21 protein-coding genes are annotated in these 23,107 nt (G+C 35.5%); 19 read left to right on the top strand and 2 right to left on the bottom strand.

The window, feature by feature from the left end; all coding sequences use genetic code 11:
- Nucleotides 1-185 precede the first annotated feature (185 nt).
- The 12 genes from APF76_06590 to APF76_06535 all read left to right on the top strand — a co-directional run bounded on the left by APF76_06590 (nucleotide 186) and on the right by APF76_06535 (nucleotide 13,257).
- Nucleotides 186-1,745 (top strand): hypothetical protein, encoded by a 1,560-nt coding sequence (locus tag APF76_06590; GenBank protein KUO50128.1) that lies wholly within the window; start codon nucleotides 186-188, stop codon nucleotides 1,743-1,745.
- Nucleotides 1,746-2,002: 257 nt separating this feature from the next.
- Nucleotides 2,003-2,998, top strand: coding sequence for a C4-dicarboxylate ABC transporter substrate-binding protein (locus APF76_06585; GenBank protein ID KUO50156.1), 996 nt, complete (start codon nucleotides 2,003-2,005; stop codon nucleotides 2,996-2,998).
- A 75-nt stretch (nucleotides 2,999-3,073) separates the two neighbouring features.
- The gene (locus APF76_06580) at nucleotides 3,074-3,574 is read left to right on the top strand and encodes a hypothetical protein (protein ID KUO50127.1); all 501 of its coding nucleotides are present in this window, start codon (nucleotides 3,074-3,076) and stop codon (nucleotides 3,572-3,574) included.
- Nucleotides 3,575-4,855 (top strand): C4-dicarboxylate ABC transporter permease, encoded by a 1,281-nt coding sequence (locus APF76_06575; protein KUO50126.1) that lies wholly within the window; start codon nucleotides 3,575-3,577, stop codon nucleotides 4,853-4,855.
- A gap of 39 nt (nucleotides 4,856-4,894) precedes the next feature.
- The gene (locus APF76_06570) at nucleotides 4,895-6,559 is read left to right on the top strand and encodes a dihydroxy-acid dehydratase (protein ID KUO50125.1); all 1,665 of its coding nucleotides are present in this window, start codon (nucleotides 4,895-4,897) and stop codon (nucleotides 6,557-6,559) included.
- 103 nt (nucleotides 6,560-6,662) lie between these two features.
- Complete coding sequence (locus APF76_06565; GenBank protein KUO50155.1) at nucleotides 6,663-7,457, top strand: 3-methyl-2-oxobutanoate hydroxymethyltransferase; 795 nt, start codon at nucleotides 6,663-6,665, stop codon at nucleotides 7,455-7,457.
- Between the two features lie 141 nt (nucleotides 7,458-7,598).
- Nucleotides 7,599-8,354 (top strand): hypothetical protein, encoded by a 756-nt coding sequence (locus tag APF76_06560; protein ID KUO50124.1) that lies wholly within the window; start codon nucleotides 7,599-7,601, stop codon nucleotides 8,352-8,354.
- A 57-nt stretch (nucleotides 8,355-8,411) separates the two neighbouring features.
- Nucleotides 8,412-10,115 (top strand): dihydroxy-acid dehydratase, encoded by a 1,704-nt coding sequence (locus APF76_06555; GenBank protein ID KUO50123.1) that lies wholly within the window; start codon nucleotides 8,412-8,414, stop codon nucleotides 10,113-10,115.
- Between the two features lie 63 nt (nucleotides 10,116-10,178).
- Nucleotides 10,179-10,517, top strand: coding sequence for a cupin (locus APF76_06550; GenBank protein ID KUO50122.1), 339 nt, complete (start codon nucleotides 10,179-10,181; stop codon nucleotides 10,515-10,517).
- A 256-nt stretch (nucleotides 10,518-10,773) separates the two neighbouring features.
- Complete coding sequence (locus APF76_06545; protein KUO50121.1) at nucleotides 10,774-11,163, top strand: GntR family transcriptional regulator; 390 nt, start codon at nucleotides 10,774-10,776, stop codon at nucleotides 11,161-11,163.
- A gap of 4 nt (nucleotides 11,164-11,167) precedes the next feature.
- Complete coding sequence (locus APF76_06540) at nucleotides 11,168-12,277, top strand: hypothetical protein (GenBank protein ID KUO50120.1); 1,110 nt, start codon at nucleotides 11,168-11,170, stop codon at nucleotides 12,275-12,277.
- A 71-nt stretch (nucleotides 12,278-12,348) separates the two neighbouring features.
- Nucleotides 12,349-13,257 (top strand): abortive infection protein, encoded by a 909-nt coding sequence (locus tag APF76_06535; GenBank protein ID KUO50119.1) that lies wholly within the window; start codon nucleotides 12,349-12,351, stop codon nucleotides 13,255-13,257.
- Between the two features lie 81 nt (nucleotides 13,258-13,338).
- Here the strand turns inward: APF76_06535 and APF76_06530 are convergent, their stop codons facing one another.
- The gene (locus APF76_06530; GenBank protein KUO50118.1) at nucleotides 13,339-14,574 is read right to left on the bottom strand and encodes a hypothetical protein; all 1,236 of its coding nucleotides are present in this window, start codon (nucleotides 14,572-14,574) and stop codon (nucleotides 13,339-13,341) included.
- 348 nt (nucleotides 14,575-14,922) lie between these two features.
- Between APF76_06530 and APF76_06525 the strand changes: the two genes are divergently transcribed.
- Nucleotides 14,923-15,879 (top strand): glutaminase A, encoded by a 957-nt coding sequence (locus APF76_06525; protein ID KUO50117.1) that lies wholly within the window; start codon nucleotides 14,923-14,925, stop codon nucleotides 15,877-15,879.
- Between the two features lie 283 nt (nucleotides 15,880-16,162).
- On the opposite strand, the gene APF76_06520 is transcribed toward APF76_06525, so the two are convergent.
- Nucleotides 16,163-16,366 carry a DUF378 domain-containing protein gene (locus tag APF76_06520; protein KUO50116.1) on the bottom strand — a complete coding sequence of 68 codons (204 nt, stop codon included), beginning with the start codon at nucleotides 16,364-16,366 and terminating at the stop codon, nucleotides 16,163-16,165.
- 281 nt (nucleotides 16,367-16,647) lie between these two features.
- Between APF76_06520 and APF76_06515 the strand changes: the two genes are divergently transcribed.
- The 6 genes from APF76_06515 to APF76_06490 all read left to right on the top strand — a co-directional run bounded on the left by APF76_06515 (nucleotide 16,648) and on the right by APF76_06490 (nucleotide 23,030).
- Nucleotides 16,648-17,556, top strand: coding sequence for a hypothetical protein (locus APF76_06515; protein KUO50115.1), 909 nt, complete (start codon nucleotides 16,648-16,650; stop codon nucleotides 17,554-17,556).
- A gap of 35 nt (nucleotides 17,557-17,591) precedes the next feature.
- A complete protein-coding gene (locus tag APF76_06510) occupies nucleotides 17,592-18,599 on the top strand; it encodes a hypothetical protein (GenBank protein ID KUO50114.1) in 1,008 nt (335 codons plus the stop codon).
- Nucleotides 18,600-18,654: 55 nt separating this feature from the next.
- Nucleotides 18,655-19,815, top strand: coding sequence for a hypothetical protein (locus tag APF76_06505; GenBank protein KUO50113.1), 1,161 nt, complete (start codon nucleotides 18,655-18,657; stop codon nucleotides 19,813-19,815).
- A gap of 171 nt (nucleotides 19,816-19,986) precedes the next feature.
- Nucleotides 19,987-20,649 (top strand): hypothetical protein, encoded by a 663-nt coding sequence (locus APF76_06500; protein KUO50112.1) that lies wholly within the window; start codon nucleotides 19,987-19,989, stop codon nucleotides 20,647-20,649.
- Between the two features lie 223 nt (nucleotides 20,650-20,872).
- Nucleotides 20,873-22,231 (top strand): hypothetical protein, encoded by a 1,359-nt coding sequence (locus tag APF76_06495; protein KUO50111.1) that lies wholly within the window; start codon nucleotides 20,873-20,875, stop codon nucleotides 22,229-22,231.
- Between the two features lie 256 nt (nucleotides 22,232-22,487).
- Nucleotides 22,488-23,030 (top strand): MerR family transcriptional regulator, encoded by a 543-nt coding sequence (locus tag APF76_06490; protein ID KUO50110.1) that lies wholly within the window; start codon nucleotides 22,488-22,490, stop codon nucleotides 23,028-23,030.
- The last annotated feature ends 77 nt before the right edge of the window (nucleotides 23,031-23,107 follow it).

Raw genomic sequence — 23,107 nt, 5'->3', positions numbered from 1 at the left:
ATAGCAGGTTTCATATTATTATTATATTGTTTTAATATTGGATGAGGGCATATATATTTTTATATGCTCTTAGTTTATTAAATTAGCGACCAAGTTGTTTTGGGGCTTGAGAAAAATTTTCCAATGCATAATAGTGTGTATAGGTATACAATCAAGGAATGATTTTTAATGAAGGAGAAATCTATATGTATAAATTATTAATTGTTGATGATGAACTAATTGAATTACAGTTTCTCCGATATGTCATTGATAAGTATAAAATGCCTTTAAAAATTTGTGGAGAAGCACAGAATGGGTATCAAGCTGTGGAATTGGCAGAAAAATTTCAACCAGACTTTATGATTATTGATATATCAATGCCTCATAAAAATGGTCTAGAAGCAGCAGCCATGATTAAGGAAAAGTACCCAGGGATCAAAATCTATATTTTAACAGCTTATGAGCGGTTTGATTATGCAAAAAAGGCAATTGAAATAGATGTAGAAGATTATCTTAGTAAACCCATAAGTCCGGAAAAACTTATCAATGTACTAAAAAGAGGCATAAAAAGTAAGTTAAAGGAAAAGTTGGAGACTTCTAAAGCCTTAAGATTGCACAATAACCTTAAGACTATAGAGCCCAACCTAAAAAAACAGTTTGTAGTGGATCTAATAAACGACAATTTAAAGATAGGCCAAGAAAAAGTGGCTAAAAAAATTTTAGGAATTAAGGATTACAACTACACTCAAATCCTTGTTGCTACATTTGTTGATGAGAAAAGTAGTAGAATTATTATAAATGAAACTACTATTACAAAAATAGCGGCAGCAATAAACAAATCTTTAGATAATGGATTGTATACTGTCCTAACTGGAGGAAAGTTAATAGTTTTTGGTAAAAAACAACTAACCAAGGATATGATGAAAGACATAAACATATGGTGCTCTTCAAATGGTTATGGTATTTATGCTGGTGTACTAACCCTTTCAATGGAAGGCAATATTCATTCAGCATTTAATAAAGCCAATGAAATCTGTGAGAATGCACTATTCTGGCTTAATAGTGGGATACATTTTAGTGCAAACATGGAAGAAAAAAGTTGCGTATTACCAAAGGTGTCAGATGTTCAAGGTGAGGTTTTTAGTGCTGTTTTGCGGAAAGAGTATAGTTTTATTTTAGAGCTAATTAATAGAAGCCTTACAGTAATGAATGATACTTTTTGCCGTAAAGATAAAGCTATTGGATTTACTTCAGACTTGCTTACGCTTATAGTCTGTGTATCAGCAAAAGATATCTTAACTAGAGAAGAAACTGAATTCTTTAGAGAAAAGATTGCATCCATTAATAATCAACTAATTACAGTAACAGACTTAAAAAACGCCATAGAGAACATAATCAGCGAGTTATGTTCCAAGATCACTCCTGCAAGGATTTCATCTTCTGACTACTATATTAATTTGACCATTGATTATATAAAACAAAACTATCATGCAGAAGTTACTTTAGAAGGAGTTGCGGGTAAACTCTTTATAAGCCCATTTTATTTGAGCAGAATATTTAAAAAACAAACGGGACAAGGATTTGCTGAAGTTTTAACAAAAACTAGAATAGAAAAGGCAAAAACTTTACTTATGACTGGAAAGTTTTCGGTAGGTGAAGTAGGTAGACAGGTTGGAATACATGACCCTAGCTATTTTAGTAGTGTTTTCAAGAAGCACACAAGTATTAGTCCTAGTAAAATCATCGAAGATGCTAAAGGTCAATAATTTAATATTCAATGTCAAAATACTCTCAAGGGAATTATTGATTACTATAGAATTAAGATAGCAGAGAAACATTCAACCATCCTCCTCTTTTATATAGTACTACTTTTAAGTGATAAGTTTGTTCGGTGTAGCCGAATAAACTTATCACTAATAAAGAAGGAGTTTATGGGGGTTTCTTTAAAGGATATATTTAAATATATCTAAATATATCTAAGCAAGAAAAAATGTGGGGGGTTAGGAAATTGAAGAGATTTTTAATGATTGCTGTTGTAATTGCAATGATGTTTACTTTAGTAGCCTGTGGTGGTAATGATAAGGCACCAGATACCGACAATGGTTCAAATGAACCTGAAAAAGTTGTTCTAAGATTGGGAATGACTGCAGAAGCTGATAGTCACTATGGAAAAGGTGCACAGGTTTTTGCTGATAAGGTATCTGAGTATACTGATGGTGAAGTCGAAATACAGATTTTTCCAAGTAGTCAGCTTGGAAATGAAAGAGACTTGGTCGAAGGTGTGGGTATTGGAACTATTGAAATGAGTTTAACTTCTACTGGACCACTACCAAACTTCTCCTCCGATTTCATGTTATTTGATTTGCCATTTATAATAACTGATAGACAAAAGGCTTATGAGGTTATGGATGGAGAAATTGGTCAAGAGATACTTGGGAGTTTAGAACCTATGGGAATTAACGCTTTAGGCTTCTGGGAAAATGGGTTCCGTCACGTGACCAATAATGCAGGTCCTATTGTTAGTCCGGAAGATATTGAAGGTATGAAAATTAGAACTATGGAAAACCCAATCCACCTTGAAACTTTCCGCCATCTTGGCGCCCAACCAACACCAATGGCATGGGGTGAAGTGTTTATAGCACTACAGCAGGGTACAATCGATGGGCAGGAAAATCCCCTTGTAATTCTTGATACGGCTAAGGTATATGAAGTTCAAGAGCATGTTTCTTTAACGGGGCATTTCTACTCACCAGCTGTAATGTCAATTAATAAAGAGCTTTTCGATGGATTTTCTTCCGACACTCAAGAAGCTATTGTAAAGGCTGAAAAGGAAGCTAGAGATTGGGAAAGACAGTATAGTAGTGACCTTGATGCTGAACTGGTTAGTGCTTTAGCAGAAAAAGGCATGGTTGTTACTGAAGTTGATAAATTAGAATGGCAAAAGGCATGCGAACCAGTATATGAAAAATTTGCGGATCAGATTAATCCCGAATATATTGAAGCATTAATAGGTCAATAATTGAAAAGTAAATAGAGTACAGATTTACTTCTGTACTCTATTTTTATAAAAATAATTGGTAAAAGGAGTAAGCTAATGAATAAGATAGCAAGTTTTATTGATAATTTCGAGGAGAATCTTATTGTCATTTTACTTCCTTTAATGGTCTTGCTAGTATTCATAGCCACCTTTTTTAGGTACACAGGTTTTATGACAATTTCGTGGGCTGAAGAGCTAGCTAGATACATGATGATATGGATTATTTACTTGGGAATAGGTACAGGAGCAAAGAAAAATTCGCACTTTGCTGTTGAGGTTTTCTATAAACTCATGCCGGAGAAAGTTCATAAATACTTTAAGATTTTGAGAACAATTGTTATTATCGTGTTTTGTTCTACGGTTGTTAGTCTAGCGATAAATCTAATTAAAGCCCAAATGGCCATGGGGCAAAGTTCACCTTCTTTAGGCATACCTATTTGGATAGCATATGCTGCTATACCCATAGGTTGCTCATTAATGGCACTTAGGTCAATTCAATATATTGTAATTCAATGGAAAGAGAATAAGCTTATGGATGTAGATAAGGTGGTGAAATAAATGGCCCTAGTACTTTTTGGAACACTATTATTAATGTTAATTATTAATGTGCCTATTGGTATCTCTATGGGTATGGCAGTTTTAGCTGCTTTAACATTTGTTGATACCACAACTTCAAGCATGATTATAGCTCAAAGAATGTTTACAGCAGTAGATAACTTTCCATTTATGGCGGTACCTTTCTTTATATTGGCTGGAGATTTAATGGAACGGGGAGGTATTTCAAAAAGACTCATAAACTTTGCAAAGGCCTTACTTGGTAAATTACCTGCCAGCCTTTCAATTATTACAACTACAGCCTCAGCTTTTTTTGGGGCTATATCAGGCTCAAACCCAGCTACTGTAGCTGCTATAGGTGGATTAATGATACCTGCCATGACTAAGGCAGGTTATCCAAAGGATAAGGCTGCAGCTATTGCAGCAGCATCAGGTACTCTTGGAGTTGTTATTCCGCCAAGTATATCAATGATTACGTATGCTGTAGTAGCTTCGGTATCTGTAGGTTCAATGTTTATTGCAGGTATAGTGCCAGGATTATTATTAGCATCTGGAATAATTCTAGTTAGTGTCATTACGTGTAGCAAATATGAGAAAAGTGGCACGGATACCATTGGTTTTGTCAATTTGTTTAAATCTTTTAGAGAGGCTATTTGGGCGTTGCTAATGCCTGTAATTATTTTGGGCGGAATATACGGGGGAATTTTTACACCCACAGAGGCAGCAGCAGTCTCCTGTGTCTATGCATTTTTAGTAAGTAAGTTTATCTATAGGGAATTAAAGTATTCTGAGCTCAGAGGTATTTTTGCAAAGTCTGCTACAAGTACTGCAATTGTATTATTTATTGTAGCAGTATCATCATCATTCTCATGGCTTATGACAAGTGCTGGCGTTCCTGGCCAGATTGCAGGGTTTATGCTGGATTCCTTTCAAAATAAATATATTATTTTCATAATGATAAATATAAGTTTGTTATTATTAGGGTGTTTCCTCGAAACCCAATCAATTATTCTTTTGATGACTCCAATATTGCTTCCATTGGCAATGCAGCTTGGAATTCATCCCGTTGCTCTGGGTCTAATAATAATTATAAATACATCTGTTGGGATGATTACTCCACCTATGGCAGTAAATCTTTTCGTGGCTAGTGGAATATCTAAGGTATCTATTGAACAAATAAGTAAGCGGATTATTCCTTATTTCTTAGTATTAGTTGGGATACTTTTAATGCTAACTTACTTTTCAGATGTTATTATGTGGTTACCTAATTTGTTGGGCAAATAATAAATACAATTTAAACTAAGTAATAAGGAGGCAAATATAATGCGAAGTCATGTTACTACTAAGGGTTTAGAAAGGGCTACCCATAGAGCTCTATATTATTCCATGGGCTTTTTGCCTGAAGAGTTGGATAAACCTTTAGTTGCAATTGTAAATTCCCAAAATGAAACTATGCCCGGGCATACTCATCTAGATAGCATTGCAAAGGCAGTTAGAGAAGGAGTAATTGCAGCAGGGGGAACTCCCATAGAGTTTCCAACTATTGGTATATGCGATGGTATTGCTCAAGGCAATTATGGAATGCATTATCCTTTGGCAAGTAGAGAGCTAATAGCAGATTCCATTGAAGTAATGGTAAATGCCCATTCATATGATGCAATGGTTCTAATTACAAACTGTGACAAGGTAACTCCAGGAATGTTAATGGCAGCAGTTAGATTAAATATTCCTGCTATTATGATTAGTGGCGGACCAATGGCTACTGGATGTATAGATGGCAATGAAGTGGGTTATTCGGACCTTATGGCAGCCCAAGGGGATGTTGCTAGGGGAATTATGACCAACGAAGAATTGGCAAGGATTGAGAAAGAAGCACTACCTGGATGTGGGGCTTGTAACCTACTTGGCACAGCAAATTCAATGAACTTTTTGACTGAAGCACTTGGAATGTGTTTGCCGGGAAGTACTATACCAGCAGTATCAGGACAAAGAGTAGCATTAGCAAAAAGGACCGGGCATAAAATCATGGAACTATATAAAAAGAATCTTTTACCTAGAGATATTGTAACTGCTAAATCATTGGAAAATGCTATTAGTGTAGATCTTGCAATTGGAGGGTCAACAAATACAGTTTTGCACTTTACAGCGTTAGCTCATGAGGCGGATATTGATTTCGATATTAATAGCTTTGCTGACAGGGCAAAGAAAGTACCACATCTTGTTAAAATGAAGCCTGCCAGGGGAGGGCATTACCCAGCAGATGTTCATAGGGCTGGTGGTGTTTCCGCAGTTATGGCTCAACTTTGTGAAGCAGGACTTCTACACAAGGATATGATTACAGTTAGTGCAAAGACGGTGTTTGAAAATGTGAAAGGTATAAAAGTAATAGATGCAAATGTTATTAGACCCATGGATAACCCATATTCAGCTACAGGTGGTATCCAACTTTTATATGGAAACTTAGCACCAGAAGGTTCAGTATGTAAAAGTGCTGCTGTAGCACCAGAGATGCTAAACCATAGAGGTCCAGCTAGGGTATTTGATCAGGAGGAACCAGCAGTTGCTGCTATTTATGAAGGAAAAATATATCCTGGTGATATTGTGGTTGTTAGATATGAAGGTCCCAAAGGTGGTCCTGGAATGAGGGAGATGCTTACACCTACTGCAGCAATAGTAGGTATGGGATTAGATAAGCAGGTTGGACTTATAACTGATGGAAGATTTTCAGGTGGAACTTCTGGTGCAGCAATTGGACATATTTCTCCTGAGGCAGCTGAAGGCGGCCCACTTGCTTTAGTTGAAGAAGGAGATACTATCATTATAGACATTCCTGCAGGAATACTAACCCTAGAGGTTAGTGATGAGGAGTTGGCAAAGAGGAAAGCAAAATGGGTAAAGCGAATTCCTAATGTACAAAAGGGAAGCTATTTGGATAGATATGAAAAACAGGTCACTTCCGCAATGGCTGGGGCAGTCTTTAAAAGGTAAAAGGTTCATTTGCTCAAAGTGGTATGAATAATCATTTAAATTACTGGTTAAGGAGGTAAATATTTTGGCTAAGAAAAAGGTAACAATTCCAGGAATTCTCGAGATGAAGAATCTAGGCAAGAAATTTAAGATGATTACAGTTTATGACTATCCCATGGCATCCATGGTAGATCAATCAAAAGCAGAGCTCATATTAGTTGGGGATTCGCTCGGGATGGTAATTCAAGGGCACGAGGGAACAGTTCCAGTTAATATTGAAGATGTTATTTACCATGTAAAAGCAGTAAAAAAGGGAGCTCCTAACACATTTATAGTAGGAGATATGCCATTTTTGTCATATCAGGTGAACACAGAAGAAGCTATAAGAAATGCTGGCACTTTACTAAAAGTAGGTGCAGACTGTGTTAAGATGGAAGGTGGCATGAAGGTTGTTGAAAGGGTAAGAGCAGTTGCTGATGCAGGTATACCTGTAATTGCTCATATTGGATTAACCCCACAAACAGCAGCTCTAGTTGGTGGTTTTAAAGTTCAAGGTAAAAGCGTAGAGGCAGCAGAAAAGCTTGTGAAGGAAGCCTTAGCTTTAGAAGAAGCAGGAGCATTTGCAATTGTTCTGGAGTGCTTACCAACAGGTTTAGCTAAGTTAATTGATGAAAAACTATCAATTCCTACAATTGGTTGTGGGGCTGGCCCATATACTACTGGTCAAAACCTAAATGCATATGATCTTCTAGGGATATTTAACAAATTTGTGCCTAAATTTGTAAAGCAATATGCTCAGATGGGACAGCAAATGGTAGATATATTTGATACATGGTGTACTGAAATAGATGAAGGCCAATTTCCAGAAAAAAAGCACGAGTTTACCATGAAGGATGAAGATTTGGAAAGGCTTTATTAGGGTCAGGCTTTATTAGGGTCAGGCTTGACAAATTGACATTTCGTTATAAAGGGGGTTCTCTATCAAGATGTTTGAGTAGAGAACCCCTCTTTAAAAACTTCTGCCTGGTAAAATAAGTAACGTAAAGAGGGGAAATAAATTATGTTATTTAAAGATAAGCTTAAACAAAAAGATCATCTTTTAGGAATGTTTTTATTATGTCCTGTACCAGAAATAATGGAAATATTAGGGTATGTTGGATTTGACTACGGAGTAATCGATTTAGAACATGGCAGCTATGAGAGTATGGCTGCATTAAACATGGTAAGGGCTGCATCGTCTTCAACTATATCACCATTGATCAGGGTTGCCTCTAATGAACAGGTTCAAATATCCAAGGCACTTGATATGGGTGCCGAAGGAATCATTATTCCAGGGATTTTTACCAAAGAAGACGCAGAAAAAGCCGTTAAATATTCAAAATTTTCACCAATAGGCAACAGGGGTGTGAATCCATTTGTACGAGCTAACACGTACGGCGCTGTGGATGGAGCAGATTATGTTGAAATAGCGAATGAGAAAACATCTATAGTTTTGCTTGTAGAGGGGGTAGAGGGAGTAAGAAATTTCAAAGATATTGCACAGGTATCAGGAGTTGATGCCATTACCATTGGGCCATATGATTTGTCTCAGTCATTAGGTCTACCAGGGCAGATTAATCATAGAGAAGTATTAGATGAAGTTGATAAGATGGTGGAGATCGGTCATCAATATGGGATATCATTAGGAATGTTTTTTGTGAATAGCCAAGGTTTAGATGAATGGAAGCAAAAGGGCATTAAAATGTTTTCATTATCTGTTGATACCAAAGTCTTCTATGATGCTTGCTCTAAATTAAAAGAAAGCTTTCAAGACTAAAGATATATGATTTGAAATAAATAATCGAGTTCACGCAAAGAATGGGAGGGTTTTAAGATGAGAAGCCATATAATGCTTAAGGGCGTGGAAAATGCAACTAACAGAATGATGTTTCACTCAATGGGTTTCATTCCTGAAGAAATGGAAAGACCACTAGTAGGAGTGGCAAATGGTTTTAATGAAATGCATGCTGGTAATATCCATCTAAATACGATAACTCAAGCTGTAAAAGATGGGGTGCGTATGGGTGGAGGAACCCCAATGGAGTTTCCAATTATTGGAGCATGTGATGGGTTGGCTCAAAGGCATGTAGGAATGCTGTACCCTTTAGCTAGTAGGGAACATATTGTTGATTCTATAGAAATTATGGTAATGGGTCATGCTTTAGATGCTATGGTGCTAGTAACAAATTGTGATAAAATTAGTCCTGCTGTTTTAATGGCAGCAGCACGCTTAAATATTCCAACTGTAATAGTAAGCGGTGGTCCCATGTATGCGGGTTGCTGGAATGGAAACAAGGTTAGCCTACCTGACGTTTATGAATGTATAGGGCGCGTAAAAAGAGGAGAAATGAGTGAAGAGAAACTTCATGAATTAGAATCTGTAGCTCTTCCTGGGGCAGGCTCTTGTAATTTATTGGGAACAGCCAATACGATGAACATATTAACCGAAGTAATGGGAATGGCTTTGCCAGGCTCAGGAAATGTAATGGCCGTAACTGGCAAAAGAGTAGGACTTGCAAAAATGGCAGGTATGCAAGTAATGGAATTACTGAAAAATAATATAAAGCCACGGGATATAATTACTATGGAAGCTATTGAAAACGCAATCGCAGTAAATATGGCAATAGGGGGTTCAACAAATACTGCTTTGCATCTGCCAGCGATAGCACATAGTGCTGGACTTAAGCTGAATCTAGATAAATTCAATGATTATGCTAACAAGGTTCCTCAAATAGTAAAAATGAAACCAGCTGGAAAGCATTTTCCAGAAGATTTTGATCGAGCAGGTGGTGTAGCTGCCGTTGTAAAACAGTTGATTGAGCTAGGAGTTATTAATGCGAACAGCCTTACTGTAACAGGAAAGACACTTGGAGAAAATGTAGCAAAGGCTAAAGTTGTTGATGCAGATGTTATAAGAACTTGTGATGATCCTTATTCCCATAATGGTGGATTGGTCCACCTTAAAGGAAGCCTAGCTCCAATGGGAGCTATCTGCAAAAGAGGTGGAGTACTACCAGAAATGCTAAGCCATAGAGGACCAGCGAGGTGTTTTAATTCCGAGAGAGAGGCTTTAGATGCCCTGTTTGCAAGTGCTGTTAATCCAGGCGAAGTCATTGTTGTTCGATATGAGGGGCCTAAGGGTGGTCCAGGCATGAGGGAAATGGTTACTGCAACAGCGGCATTATTTGGAATGGGGCTAGAGAAAACAGTAGCTTTAGTTACTGATGGACGTTTCTCAGGTGCAACTAGAGGAGCTGCCATTGGTCATGTATCACCTGAGGCAGCAGAAGGAGGACCTATTGTACTCATCGAAGATGGCGATATAATTAACTTTAATCTTAATGATGGAATAATTGAGTTAGAAGTTTCTCAAGATGTATTAGCTGAAAGAAAGGCAATCTGGGAATCTAAAGAAGCGATAGATGCCAGACGAAAAGCAGGCATATCAAACCATCCTGACATGCCTGAAGACAGCTATTTACTAAGATATGCAAAAATGGTTAGTTCAGCAGCATCAGGAGCGGTTTTAGAAAGATAGGATGGAAAAATAAAATTAAGAAATTATTGCAAGGGTAAATAATTCAAATAGGAGCTGAAAAAAATGATTCCGTGTAGAGTTAGCAAAGTTGAAGAAAATGGCTTTATTAAGATCACAGAAGGTATAGATCGTAAAGCAGTTGTATATGGTAAGGAAACCTTATTATGCGAATTCAAACTAGAAAAAAATGCAGTAATACCTATGCATGAGCATCCACATGAACAGACAGGTTTCTTAGTTTCTGGCAAAGTTTTGTTTACAATTGATGGTAAGGAATATGAAATGAAGGCTGGTGATACTTGGTGTATCCTAGGAAATGTGGAACATAAAGCGAAAGTATTAGAGAATTCCTTTATAATTGAAGTATTTTCACCTGTTCGAGAAGAATTTATTAACAAGTAGAACCAATATTAAACTTTTTAACAAAAACTGCCTTGAAGAGCATATTCTTCAGTTGGGAAAAACCTCCATAGAGGCTATAATGCTTGCACCTTCTGCAGTAGACAGGCAACCCTAGAAATTTGCTTTATTGAACAATTCTAAATTAGCCATAGAATTTTCATAGTTCTATGGCTTTTAATATTGACATTAATATATAACTGTTATATATTATATATAACAGTTATATATGTTAGAACAGGCAAGAAAGGAGACTGCCGTGATAATTAAAATTGACTTACAATCAGATACACCTATCTATACACAGCTAAGAAACACTATTATAGAAGGAATAGTTTCAGGAGATTTAAAACCAGGAGAGCCTTTGCCTTCGGTACGGAATATGGCTTCTGATTTAGGAGTAAATATGCATACAGTTAATAAAGCATATAATTTACTGAAGCAGGATGGTTTTATTCAGATACACAGGCAAAAAGGAGTTGTTATAAACCCTGATGGTATGCCAGAGGTAACTGCAGATTATTTAGAAAATTTACGAGATACATTAAGGCCCATTATTTCCGAAGCCATGTGCAGAGGAATGAATGAAGATGATTTTAAAAATCTTTGTAATGAAATCTTTGAAGTATTAAAGGGCAGAAGGGAGTAAATATATGGAAAACTTAATGGTTATTTTAGTTATGTATAGCACCTATATTATTTTGGGAGCTTTAATAAGTTTTATGCCATACCTTACTAGGAGAACAGAAAGTTTTGGTGTGAGTATTCCTGAAGATATATACTACAGTAAAGAATTAAGAGATATGAGAAAGATATATTCTAAACAGGCTTTTTTGGTATTTATTCCACTTACAGTTATATTTTCAATATTATCATCTAATGCACCAAATCCAGATCAGGCAACATATGTTTTTATGAGTGGCATTGCTATCCTGCTAGGTGCATTGTTTGCTCTTTATTTAAAGTACTATTTTCAGATGAAGAATTTAAAATCTGAACGAAATTGGGTTCAAGACAAGCCTCAAGCAGTTGTAGTAGATACTAGTTTTAGAAATAAAAAAATAGCCTATTCAAACCTGTGGTTCATAATTCCCACGTTTATAATGTTTATTACTCTAATAATGACAATTATATTTTTTGAGCAGATACCTAATAGAATCCCTATTCATTATGGGTTCAATTGGGAACCAACAAATATGATCGAGAAATCCAATAAAACAGTTTTATGGGTACCTGTTCAGCAAATTTTTATGATTGGATTGTTTGTTTTCATTAACAGTATGATATCTAGAGCTAAACAACAGATAAATGCAGCGAATCCGGAAAAATCTCTTATTCAAAATCAAAGCTTTAGACGTAAATGGTCAGGGTTTATCATATTTACAGGGACAATTATGGTTCTAATATTTGCTTTTGTTCAGTTATCATTAATATTTGACATTGATCCAAAAACCCTTACTTTTCTTAATCTGAGTTTTACAGGCTGCATCGTCCTGTATGCTATAGTCCTATCAGTTTTTACAGGGCAGGGTGGCAGCAGAATAAAGGTTGCTAGTGGAAAAGATGCAAAGGAAATTGACAGAGATGATGATATATATTGGAAACTTGGTCAGTTTTATTTTAATCCTAATGACCCTACTATATTTATCGAAAAGCGTTTTGGAATAGGCTGGACTCTTAATTTCGGTAACATAAGGGGTTGGCTGATTATTATCGTCACAATACTTTTAATAATGGGGTTGCGATATTTATTTTCATTCTAAATATACTGGGTTAATATATGTTTAGAGTATAAATAAAAGTGTTTAGCATATAAAAAGTGGAGGTTTAAGTAATGACTTCAAAAAATAGGAGAGCAATAGAGTTTGTAGCTTTGACATATGTTTTTAGCTGGCTCATGATAGCAATTTTTGTGGGATTAGGTGGGCAATGGAATACTTCTATGGCTTTCATAATTGGGATCCTATATATGTTTGTTCCAGCATCAGTCGCAGTATATCTTCAAAGATTTAAATATAAGCAAAGGGTTAAGGAAACATTGGGGATTTCCTTTAAATTGAATAGATGGTTCTTATTTGCCTGGTTAATTTCCCCTGGCATAGCATTTATGACCTTTGGAATCAGTCTATTATTTGGTGGTGTTGAGTACTCACCAAATATGCTGGGTTTGTTCGAAAGGTTCGGAGATTTATTGTCTCCAGAACAAATGGAGGATATGCTTAATCAAATAGAAAACATGCCGATACATCCAATTTGGTTAAGCTTAATTCAAGGTTTAATTGCTGGAGTTACTATTAATGCAATAGCAGGCTTTGGAGAAGAGTTGGGATGGAGGGGGTATTTGTTTAAAGAAGTAAAGCATCTGGGCTTCTGGAAATCTTCCTTTATAATTGGTGTGATTTGGGGTATCTGGCATGCACCCATTATACTATTAGGACATAACTATCCGGAACATCCAGTAGCTGGTATGTTTATGATGACTATATTTGCTGTGCTTATTTCTCCTATTTTCACCTATGTAAGAATAAAATCTGGGTCAGTAATTGCTGCAGCAATAATGCATGGTACCTTTAACGCAGTAAGTGGCCTGGCTATTATGCTACTTGTAGGAGGAAACGACCTGATTGTGGGAGTTACAGGTTTAGCAGGATTTCTAGCCTTAGTGATCATAAATATTCTCTTATTTGGCTATGACAGGTATTTTTCGAAAGAAGCAGTTATGCATAGCGGGGGTCAGGCCTGACAAATTGACATTTTTAAAGAGTTAGCCATAGAATTTAAAAAAATTCAATGGTTTTTAAGATTGACATTAATATATAATATATTACCAAAGCACGGCCATTATTATAGCAGATATCAAGAGTATTAATTGCAGAGGAATTAGTATACGGTAGCTTTCCAAATAATCAGCCTTGAAATACTCATTAGAAACAATAAGACAAAGATGAATAGGCGATACTACATAACCAAACAGCATACCAGAAAGTATTAAAGATAGATAAGTAACATTTTCTGGGCCTACCAAGGGCAAAAAGATTGGATAGACTATAGCTCCACCTACTATGGGATGACCTGCAGCAAAGCCAATTAGTACTGAAGTAACGATTACTATTAACAGTAGGGGCATGTTTGACCTTGTAATCAATTCTGCCAATTGCGGAATGGCTCCTGAATCTTTTACGAATTCACCAAAAAGAAAAATAGTATATACTGACAAGCCTAATTTCCAGTTAATACCTTTAATGAAAAACTCACTAATATTCGCAAGTTTTAGGATTTTCTCTGATTTGTAGTCAAAAAATATGCTAAGCAAGATGGCTATTACAAGTGTGATTACAAAGCTAACTTCGAATACTAGTGCTAATACTATGGCCACAACTAAAGGTAATCCAGAAAAAATAAATTGTTTAAAAGCTTTATTGTAAGGCATATTGTCAGATTGTAAAGTAATGTTTTCTATATCTTCCGCATTTAATGGCCAAAAATGTATCATTATTAAATAGGATACAATTAAACTTACTGCTACTGGTACAAGGTGAAATTTCATAATTGGCAAGAAACCCAATGTGCTTAGGTCTGCTACTACAATAAGTAAAGGTGATAGAGGATTAAAGAATACTGCAATGTGTCTAAAAAATATATTTACACCTGACTTATAACCTGAAGACATTTTAACTTTATCGCCTAGTTTATCAATAAAAGGTACTGACATTACTGCACCGCCTGGGACGGCCAGAAGTCCCACCAGGGCCGGTATTACGGAAATAAGGACATGAATATTTTTAATTAGGTTGATTAATGACTCTAATAGTTTATCTAGTAAAAGTGTTTTATACATTATTGAACTAAAAAGGGTTATTAACAAAACTATGATTACAAGGGATATTGTATCAATATTAATGGTTACTTCCATAATTATCGAAATAATAGTATTCATTGACATTGATGAAAAAAATGCAATAAGTATGTTACCAAAGAGTAAGGCATAAATAACCTGATGCCATTTAGATGTTATTATAACAATTGCTAGTAAAGCAATGAATAAGCCTATTAATTCCAAAGAAATTACTCCCTTTATTCTAAACTATATACTGCAAGGAATAAACAAAAGGGGCCACAGCCCCTTAAAAAATAACTTTATGAAACTTTCTATATTTTTGTTAGAAAATCCTTCTTTCAACCTCTAACTAACAAGGGGGTGGTTATAACTATTTGCTTGCAACTTGGATCATCCATTCTGTAAGCAGAATTAGTCCAAGAACAAGCTAGTTCACACCTTCTGCAACCCCTACATTTTAGGAAAGCATCTTCTTTTTTAGTACAAAAAAGTATAAGTATTTTATATATTACCCTAACAAATTGTACACAATAGAATTAAGTTACTAACATCTGGGAAAAGAGGTCTATTATGATTGAACCATGCATTCTTGAGATGGAATTAAGCAATTGGCTGGAGGAAATCAGGCCAATTGCACAACAAGGTGAAGTGGCTACATATATCCCTGCTTTAGCCATGGCCAATCCAAATGATCTGGGAGTAGCTATTGTTGATCTAAAAGGCAGAGAAATTACAGCTGGTGAGTGGCAGACTCCATTTACCTTACAGAGCATTTCAAAAATACTTGGTTTAATAATAGTTCTTATAGAACAGGATTTCGATTTCGTTCTTTCAAAAGTTGATATGGAACCTACTGGGGATCCATTTAATTCTATAGCGAGGCTAGAAACAGTAAAACCTGGAATACCTTTTAACCCACTAATTAATGCTGGAGCAATTACAGTCTGTTCCTTAATAAATGGGAAAAACGTTGATGAAAGATTAAACAAAATCTTAAATTTAATATATAATTGTACTGGAAAATTGCCGAAAATTAACCACCAAGTACTATTATCTGAATGGGAAACTGGTTATCGCAATAGGTCTCTAGCATATTTTTTAAAAGATGTTGGAATGTTAGAGGCTGATCTCGAGGAGACTCTAGAGTTGTACTTTAAACAGTGTTCCATTGAATTACATTGTCTTGATTTAGCTTGGATTGGAGCAATTATTGCAAATAATGGTCTTCACCCAACTAAAAACCTACAAATAGTTCCAACTGAATATACACGTATCATAAAATCTCTAATGTTTACATGTGGTATGTACAACGCATCGGGAAAATTTGCTGTATCAGTTGGTATTCCTTCAAAAAGTGGAGTAAGTGGAGGGGTTTTATCAGCATTTACCTCTTCTAAGAACACAATATTCGCAGACGGATGTGGGATAGGGGTTTATGGACCCTCATTAGATGAATATGGTAATAGTATAGCGGGAATTCAACTTCTTAAAAGAATTTCTAGCAATTGGCAATTACATGCCTTTTAAGACAAAAACACCTCAACATAAACAGGATTCTTGAACTCAGGTGGAGTTTTGACTCCATCTGAGTTTTAGAAACCGTTATCCAGGGACGTAGCGCCACTTATCTCCTACTTGCGACCGTATTTCTAGCATTGTGATTTTGCAATGCGTAGAAATACTAGTGCAAGGCTAGAAGATAGGAGTCTTGGAGTGAAACTCGTCAACTTGTTGACATAGCTGAACCCATGCAAGGCTAGTGGCGATTGTCATCGGATAAATAAATGTTAAGGTGCTTTTATCAGTATAATTATTTCACTTCTGTTTTTGGTCTTACAAGCAAGGAAATTGCCCAAATACCAGCAACACCGACTAGGGTATAGATAATTCTGCTTATGATAGCATCTTGGCCACCAAAAATTGTGGCTACAAGATCAAGGCCTAATACACCCACTAATAACCAATTTAGGGCACCAATAATTACTAAAATAAGAGCTATTCTATCTAGTGACATTTAGTAAATACCTCCTTTCATATGATGACCTGTAAATGCTCAACAGGTTACACTTATAATATCTCCAAAAAATAGAAAAATATTCTTATATTCTAATTTATTTCCAAGTAGTATTAATAAAAAGTTTGACAGGACAATGGTCTATTGCATAAAATAGATGTAACTTAAGAGATAAATGGTCAGATTTATTAGATAAATCGGGCGTTAAGCAGCAGGTGTACCTGCGGGACCTTTCCTGCGGGTATTTTTATTTTTTTGTAGTCTGAAATGGAGGTTTTGGAGTGGAACCTAGCCACATTTGTGGAGATGAAAAAAATAAATATGGAGAGAAAGTTTCTCTTCATATCTTAGTACTTAATGTTTTCCTATCCATTATTAAATTTATAGCTGGCATATTTGGTAATAGTGTTGCACTAATAGCAGATTCTTTTCATTCTCTATCAGATGTACTTACTACAATCTGTGTTATAATTTGTTTACGTATTTCAAGACAACCTCCTGATAGGGAACATCCATATGGACATGGGAAGGTAGAATCCATTGCTGCAAAAATTATTTCATTAGTTTTAATAGTAGTGGGTGCACTTATGTTGGTTGCTGCTATCAAGAGAGTATTAAGTGGCACTTTGTTAATTCCTGCCGGGATTACTATTTGGGCAGCAGTTTTGTCCATAGTAGTAAAGGAGTTTTCATACAGATATACCGTCTCTGCAGCAAACAAAATTCAAAGTACTATTTTAGCGGCCGATGCATGGCATCATAGGACAGATGCTTTGAGTTCTATTGCTGTTTTATTTGGCATAGTAGGAGCACGAATTGGCTATCCTGTATTAGATCCTATTATGGCAGGTGTTGTTTCCATCTTTATAATCTGGGCAGGATTTAAGTTACTACGTGAATCTATTGATGAACTGATGGATACAATCCCAGATAAAAAAATACCTCAAAGGATCACCGAATTATCTAAAGAGGTGCCAGGAGTTAAAGCTGTTAGAAATATTAAAATTAGAAAGTACGGCATCTTTTTGGTAGTAGATTGTGTTATTGTTGTTAACCCTCATATTACAGTAAACGATGGACACAACCTTGCGACCCTTGCTGAAGAAAAGATAATGGAAGCTAATGATAACATAAAAGAAGTATTTATCCATGTTAGTCCCAATGAAGAGGAATATAATATACAAGATTGATCTACTAGAGCAACTTGGATTGTGAGGTTAATAGTATGGAATTAATAATAATTGTCATGCTGATGGTGTTAATATTAATAGCTCTATACTTTGTTTTCAAGAAAGGTAATGAAAATGCAAAAGTTTTAGATCTTGTTGTAAAGAATCATTTGGAAGGCTTTCGCAGAGAAATAGAAGGATCTATACAGGCTTCAAAAAATGAGATGACAGACGCTCGAGTTGATCTAAACAGGCAGGCTACGGACACCTTGAAGTTTCTTGTTGAAATGCAATCCACTATAGAGAAAGTTATTTCTCAACAAGAGGAAGCAAATAAACTGGGCCAATCTTTGAAAGATGTTCTGGCAATGCCTAAATTAAGGGGAAACTATGGGGAGATAATTCTTGAGGATTTGTTAGAAAAAATTCTTCCATGTGGGATGTGGGAAAGACAGTATAAGATTTCTGATGGATGTGTAGTAGATGTAGTAGTGAAATACAAGGATTTGTTAGTTCCTATAGATGCCAAGTTTCCCAGAGACAACTATTTAAAATATCTTGAATGTGACCAAAAGCAGGACAAGGACCAGTATTGGAAATTATTTGAGAGAGACTTGCTAAACCAAATTAAAGAAACAGCAAAATACGTTCAACCAGAGCATGGGACAGCAGATTTTGCCTTGATGTTTATTCCTTCAGAGGCTGTTTATTATGAGACTATAGCAGATAAGAACTTTTATGGACAGACATCTAGAATTGCCGAAGCTTTAGAAAAACAAAAGGTTATTGCTGTTAGCCCTAAAAATTTCTATGCTTTTTTACAAATAGTCTTAACAAGCATGAGAAACTTGGAAGTTTTAAACCATGCCAGGGAAGTGCAAAAAAAATTAGCTAAACTACAAAAGAAATATGGACATTTTTATAGTAATTATGAAAAGATTGGTCTGGAATTAAGTAAGGCCTTTGAGGCATATAAGATAGGTGATAGGCACATTGGTCTTTATAAAAAGGAACTAGATGAGATACTTGAGATTGAAGAGGTAGAAAATGAGAACGTTAGTTAAAATTCATCCATAATGTCATAATACTCTTATCAAAGATAGTCACGGGAGGCAAGAGATGATAGATGTAAATAAGGAAGAACTAGTACAGTTATGCAAGAAAATCATATCCATTCCTAGTGAAACAGGAAATGAAGGGCAATTAGTTGAATTTATAGCATCTCAAATGAATAACTGGGGTTTTGATAATGTAGAAGTTGATAAATATGGTAGTATTGTTGGCATGATTAGAGGTACTTGTGGTGGAAAATCAGTATTACTTGATGCACATCTCGATACAGTAGGAGTATCAGATATAGATAAGTGGAAACAGAGTCCATTTTCTCCATGGGTTCAAGATGGCAAGATTTATGGTCGAGGAGCAGCTGACATGAAAGGCTCATTAGCAGCTATGATTATGGCTGGTAAATATTTGGTAGAGAAAAGGCCTGTAGGGGACATATATATTGTAGGTACAGTTGCTGAGGAACCTGCTGAAGGAATTTCTCTAATCCCTGTATTGGAAAAGTATTTACCTACATATGTGGTGATAGGAGAGGCAACTTCCTTAAGAATCAATATAGGGCAACGGGGGAGAGGGGAAGTTACTATTGAGACTTTTGGTAAATCAGCCCACTCGTCTAACCCACAATCAGGACAGAATGCTGTATATATGATGCTAGATGCAGTTGATAAGATAAAGGGCATGAGTCCAAATGAAGATAAACTATTAGGAAAGGCTATAATGGAATTAACTGATATTGTATCTAGCCCTTATCCAGGTTTGTCAGTAATTCCGAACTACTGCAAAGCAACCTATGATCGTAGACTATTAGTAGGCGATTCAAGTGAAACTATAATTAAGGAAGTTTCAAATTGGATAAATAGTGAAGAATCCAATAAACTTAAAGTAAGTATTGCAGAAACTGATATATTAACCTATAAAGGTGAAAGACTACAAGCACCAAAGTTTGCCCCAGCATGGAAGACTAGCCTAGAAAGCTCACTAGTAAAGGATGCCATTAGAGCTATTCAGAGTGTAGGAATAAAACCTGAACTAGGTGCCTATTCATTTTGTACAAATGGAAGTGGTTCAGCAGGAATAATGTCCATACCTACCATTGGTTTTGGCCCTGGGAACGAAAGCGAGGCTCATATTGCAAATGAGTGGGTAGAAATTGATGATTTAGTACAAGCTGCGCGGGGTTATTACAGTTTAGGAATAAACTTAACTATGTAGTGAACTCGTTCAGCCAAAGCTGAACATCGGGGAATCAGATGGAGACTTTACTCCACCTGAGTTAGAGCCCACTTACAGATTGGGGACATTTCTGGTTCTACTCACAGGTGTGTCCCATTTCCTTAAGAGGGGTCTTAATCCATATAGAATATTTTGGATAAAGGAGAAGCTATGAAATTAGCAATATTTGATTTTGATGGTACATTATTTCCATTTGAAACCTTTCCATATTTATATTCGCAGTGGAAAGAGCAAAAGAAATCCCACCTCAAATATATTAATGGTATGCTTTCATTTATGCCTGTTTACCTCTTATATAAAGCAAAGCTTGTTTCATCAGAAAAAATGAGAAGAAAGGCAGTTTTTGCATTGGCTAGCCTTTTTAATGGTATGGACATGAAGCAGGTAGATGCATTTTTTAATGAAGCATATGCCAATATGAAGAAACGTATAGATAGTAAGATGGTCAAGGAAATCAAAAAATGCCAAGAAGAGGGCTTTCACCTTGTCTTGCTGTCGGGAGCATTAAAGCCTATACTAGATAGGGTGGCCGAAGAGTATAATTTTAATGATGTTATTGGTACAGAACTGACTATGAGGGGAAATACGCCATTTTTTTATAAAAATTTTCAGTACATACAGGGAGAAGAAAAAGCAATAACTGTAGTTAAAAAATATAGAGACTATGAGGTAGACTGGAAAAATAGTCGTGCATATGCTGATAGCTTCTCAGACCTAGCTATTATGGAGTTAGCGGGAGAACCAGTTGCTGTCAGACCAGATAAAATTCTTTTGGAAGTTGCGAAAGAACGGAAATGGAAGATAATTTCCTAGTCCTTCTAATTGATTTTGGAGGACTTTTTTTATATCTATTTGCGCAATTATTTAATAAGCAAGAAAGTTACATTCATAGTTTGAGAGAAATGGTGCGGGGAAGTCCATATGTTTAAAAGTCATAAATAGGATTTTTGTTTAGTTGGAAATTGTAATCGAATTTTGAAGGAATATATCACATACTGTAGAAAATATAATCACTACGGTTCAGAGGAGAAGACGAATGAAATTATTATTAAAGGGTGGGTTGGTTGTACTTGAGGAAAGAACTGTTTTAAAAGATATGCTTATTTCTAAAGGAGTAATACAAAGTATTAAAAGCAATTTGCAAGCTGATTTAGATACACATATTATTGATTGCACAAATAAAATAATTCTACCAGGTGTAATTGATTCACATGTTCACTTTAATATGCCTTGTGGGATAAATGATCGAACAATAGATGACTTTTATAGTGGGAGTCTTTCAGCAGCGTGTGGAGGTGTTACAACTGTGGTAGATTATGTTGAGCCATTAGATAATCAACCTCCTCAAAAAGCAGTAGACAATCGCATGATAGAAGCAAAAGATATATGTATTGACTATGCTTTACATTATGTCATAAGACAGTGGAATGAATTATTTTTAAAAGAACTTGAGGAAGTAATTAACTCAGGAATTAATAGTTTAAAAGTTTTTACAGCTTATGAGGATATGATGCTCTCATATAATGAAATAAATGATCTTTTAGAATGGAGTAAGAGGAATAATATTCTGGTATCATTTCATGCAGAAGAGGAAGGGATAATAGTTGATAAAAAGAGGGAATTACTAGAAACTAGTAGGACTGATTCAACTTTTCATGCCATAAGTAGACCAGTAGAAGCCGAAGTTGAAGCGGTTAGAAAAATTATAGATATTTCATCGAGGGTTGATACGCCAGTATACTTTGTGCATATATCATCATCTGAAGCTGCAGAAGAAATTCGAGAGGCACAAAGGAAAGGTCTTAAAATTTTAGCTGAAACCTGTCCACATTATTTATTTCTAAATTCTGAGAAGTATTTAAATAGTGACAATCCTCAAATGTTTATTATGTGTCCGCCTTTAAGAGAAGAAAGACAGAGACTTGAACTATGTAGGGCAATAAAGGAGGATGTCTTTTCTGTTATAGCAACCGATCATTGTGCATTTACTAAAAGTCAGAAAGTGAGAAGCCTTAAGTTTTTCGAAGTACTGCCAGGAATACCAGGTGTAGAAACTCTATTACCTCTTATGTACAATTTGGTTGCTTCTGGGGAAATGGATATTAATAAACTGAGCAAACTTTTGTCTACCAATCCTGCAAAAATATTTGGATTATATCCACGTAAAGGTGTGATAGAAGAAGGTAGTGATGCGGATATAGTCATATTCAATCCGAATAAAAGGAGAGCATTAAGAGCAAAAGATTTACACTCTAAGGCAGAGTATACACCTTTTGAGGGTATCATCCTCCAAGGATATCCTGAAACAACAATACTTAGAGGAGAAATAATATATGACAATGAGAAATTTCTCGGCAAGAAGGGCTACGGTAAATTTGTACCTGGAACAAAATAGGGTAATTTTTAGTGAATTAGCATCCAATGGATGCTTTTTTATTTTTTTATAACATTTATAAGTATAGTGAGACTAAATTTTTCTTAAAAAAATAGCCTAACACTAAATATATTTTGAAAATATAGAAGGAATTTTTAGAATTCTATAGAATAAATTACAATAAAGATTTAGTACTCATGTATTTTTAGGCAAAAAATTTAGTATTAGTATTTCAGAATGCACAAGAAGCAATAAATAATTTAAAAAAGGTGATAAAGTGATAGGAAAAAAGATTAGAGAAAAAAGACAAGAACTTAACATGAGCTTGAAAGACTTAGAGGAAAAGACAAACCTTACACGAGGTTTTATCAGCCAGGTAGAACGCGACATAGCAGAGCCTTCAATATCATCTCTAAGAAAGATAGCTGAGGCGCTTAATGTTCCAATATTCTATTTTCTCATGGATAACCAATCTCATGACCCAGTAGTAAGAAAAAATACAAGAAGAGTGCTAAATGTTCAAGATTCTGACTTAAGCCTTGAAATGTTATGTCCAGAGTTAAATAGAAATATTCAGATGGTAATAGGACGTTTAAAACCTGGGTCTTCTGATTGTGATGAACCTTTAGTTCATTTAGGGGAAGAAATAATATTGGTAATGGAAGGAAAAATGCAAATCACCCTTGGGGATTCAGATTATACATTAGAAGAGGGGGATAGTGTTTATTGTCATGACCATCTACCGCATAAGATTTGGAATGTCGGGGAATTAGACTTGGTCTATGTATCAGCTATAGCAAACGTCTCATTACTACCGTAGATTATTGTATTTGTGAGGAGGGTTAATCTTTAAAATAAAAATTACCTATTTTAAAGATAAACTCCTAGAAAATGATC

Source organism: Desulfitibacter sp. BRH_c19, from assembly GCA_001515945.1.
Lineage (GTDB): Bacteria > Bacillota > DSM-16504 > Desulfitibacterales > Desulfitibacteraceae > Desulfitibacter.
The sequence above is the reverse complement of the archived record's forward strand: the minus strand, read 5'-3'. Positions and strand labels throughout refer to the sequence as shown.

Excerpts from the sequence above, each read along its gene's own strand:
- APF76_06590 (KUO50128.1), top strand. The coding sequence starts at position 186 with ATGTATAAATTATTAATTGTTGATGATGAACTAATTGAATTACAGTTT.
- APF76_06565 (KUO50155.1), top strand. The coding sequence starts at position 6,663 with ATGAAGAATCTAGGCAAGAAATTTAAGATGATTACAGTTTATGACTAT.
- APF76_06580 (KUO50127.1), top strand. The coding sequence starts at position 3,074 with ATGAATAAGATAGCAAGTTTTATTGATAATTTCGAGGAGAATCTTATT.
- APF76_06535 (KUO50119.1), top strand. The coding sequence starts at position 12,349 with ATGACTTCAAAAAATAGGAGAGCAATAGAGTTTGTAGCTTTGACATAT.
- APF76_06510 (KUO50114.1), top strand. The coding sequence starts at position 17,592 with ATGGAATTAATAATAATTGTCATGCTGATGGTGTTAATATTAATAGCT.
- APF76_06585 (KUO50156.1), top strand. The coding sequence starts at position 2,003 with ATGATTGCTGTTGTAATTGCAATGATGTTTACTTTAGTAGCCTGTGGT.
- APF76_06495 (KUO50111.1), top strand. The coding sequence starts at position 20,873 with ATGAAATTATTATTAAAGGGTGGGTTGGTTGTACTTGAGGAAAGAACT.
- APF76_06500 (KUO50112.1), top strand. The coding sequence starts at position 19,987 with ATGAAATTAGCAATATTTGATTTTGATGGTACATTATTTCCATTTGAA.
- APF76_06570 (KUO50125.1), top strand. The coding sequence starts at position 4,895 with ATGCGAAGTCATGTTACTACTAAGGGTTTAGAAAGGGCTACCCATAGA.
- APF76_06550 (KUO50122.1), top strand. The coding sequence starts at position 10,179 with ATGATTCCGTGTAGAGTTAGCAAAGTTGAAGAAAATGGCTTTATTAAG.
- APF76_06520 (KUO50116.1), bottom strand. The coding sequence starts at position 16,366 with ATGTCACTAGATAGAATAGCTCTTATTTTAGTAATTATTGGTGCCCTA.
- APF76_06505 (KUO50113.1), top strand. The coding sequence starts at position 18,655 with ATGATAGATGTAAATAAGGAAGAACTAGTACAGTTATGCAAGAAAATC.
- APF76_06525 (KUO50117.1), top strand. The coding sequence starts at position 14,923 with ATGATTGAACCATGCATTCTTGAGATGGAATTAAGCAATTGGCTGGAG.
- APF76_06540 (KUO50120.1), top strand. The coding sequence starts at position 11,168 with ATGGAAAACTTAATGGTTATTTTAGTTATGTATAGCACCTATATTATT.
- APF76_06560 (KUO50124.1), top strand. The coding sequence starts at position 7,599 with ATGTTATTTAAAGATAAGCTTAAACAAAAAGATCATCTTTTAGGAATG.
- APF76_06555 (KUO50123.1), top strand. The coding sequence starts at position 8,412 with ATGAGAAGCCATATAATGCTTAAGGGCGTGGAAAATGCAACTAACAGA.
- APF76_06575 (KUO50126.1), top strand. The coding sequence starts at position 3,575 with ATGGCCCTAGTACTTTTTGGAACACTATTATTAATGTTAATTATTAAT.